Genomic DNA, 4,010 nt, shown 5'->3' with positions numbered 1-4,010 from the left:
CCTTTTAGAAGGTCTTCAGCAATTAGCCCAGAAACATCCCGAAAAGATTTCAAACGCAAGAGGAAGAGGTTTGATGTGTGCCATCGATCTGCCGACTCATGAGCAAAGAAACCTTTTAAGAGACGAGCTTTTCAATGATGGTCTGATTATTTTGGCTTGTGGAGATCAATCCCTTCGTTTCAGGCCACATCTCAATGTTACTAAAGAAGAAATTCAGCTTGCTTTGGATAAAATTGAAAATAACATTAACAAAATTTAAAATCGAAGATTTGTAATTCTGAAAAAAAGATTGTATATTTAGATTTCAAAAAGGATAAAATATGGAAAGAAGTACGAAAGTATCAGTTTTTGAAAGTGACAATCCTTCAGAAATTCAGTTAATCAAATCAAAGCTAGACGAAGCGCAAATTGCCAATGTGGTTGAAAATAATTATCTGACTTTTACCACAACGCCAACCGCGACTTCGCTTAAAGTGATGGTGAAGCTGGAAAATGAGAAGAAAGCATTCGAAATTATAGATGCCTATCTTCAACAAAGCGAAAACCAATAAAAAAACAATTTCATAATTTTAAATTTTACTACTTCGAACCGAAAATTAATTTTAATTAGTTTTCGGTTTTTTCATGAAGAAAATAATGTGAGATATTTAGCCTTTTAAAAATATATGAATTCAACAGAGATTACATTAAGAAAAGCGGAAATAGAAGATAAAAACATCATTTGGGAGATTTTACAGCAGGCTATTGAAAGAAGAAGAAAAGACGGCAGCACACAATGGCAGAACGGATATCCCAATCTTGATACCGTAGAAAGTGACATCGCTAAAGGTTTCGGATATGTTCTTACCGCAAATGGAGAAGTAGCGGTGTATGCTGCTTTAATTTTGAACGATGAACCGGCTTACAGCAATATTGAGGGGGCTTGGCTAAGCAATGGTGAATTTGTAGTGGTACACAGAGTAGCGGTAGATGAGAAATTCGCCGGGCAAGGCCTTGTGAAAAAGCTTTTTGATCATATTGAAGATTTTGCAAGATCCCATAACATTCAAAGTGTAAAAGTAGACACAAACTTCGATAACTTGGCGATGCTGAAAATTCTGGAAAGCAAAGGATATTCCTATTGTGGTGAAGTATACCTGAGTGGAGGGGTGAGAAAAGCCTTTGAAAAACTAGTGATTTAAAAAAAGATGAAAAGTTAAATCAACTTTCATTGAATTTTTAAAAAACCCTATATCGAGAAACTCTATTGAGTTTGTTCGTTTGGTTCTGAACTAATTTCTACTTTTGTTCAAATTTTTATATTATGCAACAAAGTATAGAAATTGATGAAAAAATTTTCCAGGAAGCCGTAAAATTCTATGGCACCATTTTCAATATACCACCGTTAGCTTCAAAAATCTATGCCTATCTTAATTTCGATTTCGATAAGGTAGGGGTTACTTTTGATGAATTTGTGGAAGTATTCTCAGCCAGTAAAAGCTCGGTTTCTACAAGCATTTCATTGCTGCTAAACGCTCAGCTTATTGTGGATCATAACAAAATGGATGAGAGAAAGCGGTATTTTTTTATCAATGATGAATACAGAAAGATAAGATTTGAAAAAATAGTTCAGAAAATGCAGGACGAATTAAAATTGATAGATGATTTAAACAAATTTAAAAAAGGAAAGGAAAATGAGTACAACGAAAAAATGGAGGTTTACATATCTCTTTTAAATAAGAGCATCAAAAATATTCAGGAATCACTTAATAAACTTTAAAAATGACCAATAAACTAATTATACTTTCTATTGCGGCACTCTCTTTAACCGCCTGCAAGAAAGAAGCCCCAAAACAGGATGGCCCGAAGCCTTATCCGGTGGTATCCGTAGAAACTAAAAATGTAGTGGGATATCAGACATTTCCGGCGACTATTCAAGGGAGGGTAAATAATGACGTCCGTGCAAAAATACAAGGGTATATTACCCAGGTTTTAGTGGATGAAGGGCAATATGTTACCAAAGGACAGCCATTATTCCGTCTTGAAACCAATACCCTTAATGAAAGTGCCGCTGCTGCAAAAGCAGGAATAGGTGCTGCGCAATCAAATATTGCTGCTGCCCAGGCTGCTGTAAATGCTGCCCAGGTAGAGGTGAATAAATTAAAACCACTTGTTGCTAAAAATATCATCAGCAATGTTCAGCTGCAAACTGCTCAGGCAGATTTGGCAAAGGCACAGGCACAGCTTCAGCAGGCTATTGCATCCAGACAGCAGGCAACAGCTAATTATAAAGGTGTAGAAGCCAATATCGAATATTCTGTTATCCGTGCACCTATTTCGGGAGTAGTAGGAAAACTTCCTTTAAAGGTAGGAAGCCTTGTAGGACCTACAGATCAGACACCGTTAACCACCATTTCAGACACTTCGCAGATTTACGCTTATTTTTCTATGAATGAAAAAGAATATTTTGACTTCCTTGAAAAATCCATAGGAGCAAGTGTACCTGAAAAAATCAAAAACCTTCCTATGGTGGAACTGCAATTGGCCAATGGAAGCTTATACCCTGAAAAAGGCAGAATTGAGGCCATTACAGGCCAGATTGATCCTACAACAGGAACGATCCAGTTCAGAGTGGGATTCTCCAATGCTCAGAAATTATTGAGCAATGGAAACAGCGGAACCATCAGATTCCCTCAGAGATATGATAATGTCTTAGTAGTTCCGGAAAGTGCTACTTACGAGCAGCAGGGTATCGTATATGTCTACAAAGTGGAAAAAGACACCGCCAAAAATGTGGTGGTGGATGTGATAGAAAGAATTGATAATATGGCATTGATCAAATCAGGAGTCAACAAAGGAGAAACCATCATTGCTGCAGGTATCGGAGGTTTGAAGCCCGGAACCGCAGTGATTAAGAAACCTGTCAAAATGGATAGCCTTATACAATCTATAAAACCGAAATTCTAATGATAAAGAACTTTATTAACAGACCGGTTTTATCTACCGTTATCTCAATCCTGATTGTGATACTCGGTATTTTAGGGTTGATTTCCCTTCCGGTTACACAATATCCTGATATTGCGCCGCCTACAGTAAGTGTGTCCACCAATTATACAGGAGCGAATGCGGAAACCGTAATGAAAAGTGTGGTGGTTCCTTTAGAAGAACAGATTAATGGGGTGGAAGGAATGGACTATATCACTTCTTCTGCAGGAAATGACGGTTCTGCTAATATCCAGATCTTCTTTAAGCAGGGAATTGATCCGGATATCGCTGCAGTAAACGTGCAGAACCGTGTAACCAGAGCTACACCATTGCTTCCGAGCGAAGTAACCCGTTCCGGGGTCGTAACGCAGAAACAGCAGACCAGTGCCTTGATGTATATGTCTTTTTATTCTGAAAACAAGGATCTGGATGATGTATATCTTCAAAACTTCCTGAATATTAATGTTATTCCTAATCTGAAAAGGATCAACGGGGTAGGAGATGCCAATGTTTTCGGGGGTAAGAATTATTCTATGAGAATATGGCTGGATCCCGCTAAGATGGCTGCCTACGGAGTAACTCCTACAGATGTTACCAATGCCATTAATGAGCAGAGTAGAGAAGCAGCGGCAGGTTCTATCGGACAAAACAGCGGAAGCTCTTTTGAGTATATCATCAAATACGTCGGTAAATTCAACGATAAGGGTCAATACGATAATATTATCATTAAATCTCTTAGTGACGGTCAGAATCTGATGCTGAAAGATGTTGCCAAAGTGGAATTGGCAGGACAGTCTTACTCCGGTGTCGGTGAAAACGGAAATTATCCATCCATCAGTATGGGGATTTTCCAGACACCGGGTTCCAATGCTCAGGAGATCATTAAAAATATCAAAACCTACCTGAAATCAGCGGAAGGAAGCTTCCCTGAAGGAATAAAATATACCTTTAACTTTGATACCAATGAATTCCTTGAAGCATCCATTGATAAAGTGGTTCATACCCTTATCGAGGCATTCATCCTTGTATTTATTGTAGTATATATC

At 38.0% G+C, this 4,010-nt stretch carries 6 protein-coding genes; all 6 read left to right on the top strand.

All coding sequences use genetic code 11. The annotated features are described in order from the left end of the window. A partial coding sequence (locus ACGHIN_RS16895) for an aminotransferase class III-fold pyridoxal phosphate-dependent enzyme (RefSeq protein ID WP_390456281.1) occupies positions 1–259 on the top strand: 259 nt, incomplete at its 5' end. A gap of 61 nt (positions 260–320) precedes the next feature. Next, positions 321–551: a DUF2007 domain-containing protein gene (locus ACGHIN_RS16890; protein ID WP_390456279.1), complete on the top strand. Its 231-nt coding sequence runs from the start codon at positions 321–323 to the stop codon at positions 549–551. A gap of 114 nt (positions 552–665) precedes the next feature. After that, positions 666–1,181: a GNAT family N-acetyltransferase gene (locus ACGHIN_RS16885; RefSeq protein WP_390456276.1), complete on the top strand. Its 516-nt coding sequence runs from the start codon at positions 666–668 to the stop codon at positions 1,179–1,181. A gap of 122 nt (positions 1,182–1,303) precedes the next feature. Then, positions 1,304–1,759 (top strand): transcriptional regulator, encoded by a 456-nt coding sequence (locus ACGHIN_RS16880; RefSeq protein ID WP_390456273.1) that lies wholly within the window; start codon positions 1,304–1,306, stop codon positions 1,757–1,759. 2 nt (positions 1,760–1,761) lie between these two features. Beyond that, complete coding sequence (locus ACGHIN_RS16875) at positions 1,762–2,946, top strand: efflux RND transporter periplasmic adaptor subunit (RefSeq protein ID WP_390456270.1); 1,185 nt, start codon at positions 1,762–1,764, stop codon at positions 2,944–2,946. Further along, a partial coding sequence (locus tag ACGHIN_RS16870; RefSeq protein ID WP_390456267.1) for an efflux RND transporter permease subunit occupies positions 2,946–4,010 on the top strand: 1,065 nt, incomplete at its 3' end. The genes ACGHIN_RS16875 and ACGHIN_RS16870, both read left to right, overlap by 1 nt.

Source organism: Chryseobacterium barbadense, assembly GCF_042849955.1.
Taxonomy (GTDB): Bacteria; Bacteroidota; Bacteroidia; order Flavobacteriales; family Weeksellaceae; genus Chryseobacterium.
Note: the sequence above shows the minus strand (reverse complement) of the source record. Positions and strands in the feature narration are given on the sequence as shown.

Coding starts and splice junctions, on each gene's coding strand:
- ACGHIN_RS16890 (WP_390456279.1), top strand. CDS start 321: ATGGAAAGAAGTACGAAAGTATCAGTTTTTGAAAGTGACAATCCTTCA.
- ACGHIN_RS16880 (WP_390456273.1), top strand. CDS start 1,304: ATGCAACAAAGTATAGAAATTGATGAAAAAATTTTCCAGGAAGCCGTA.
- ACGHIN_RS16885 (WP_390456276.1), top strand. CDS start 666: ATGAATTCAACAGAGATTACATTAAGAAAAGCGGAAATAGAAGATAAA.
- ACGHIN_RS16875 (WP_390456270.1), top strand. CDS start 1,762: ATGACCAATAAACTAATTATACTTTCTATTGCGGCACTCTCTTTAACC.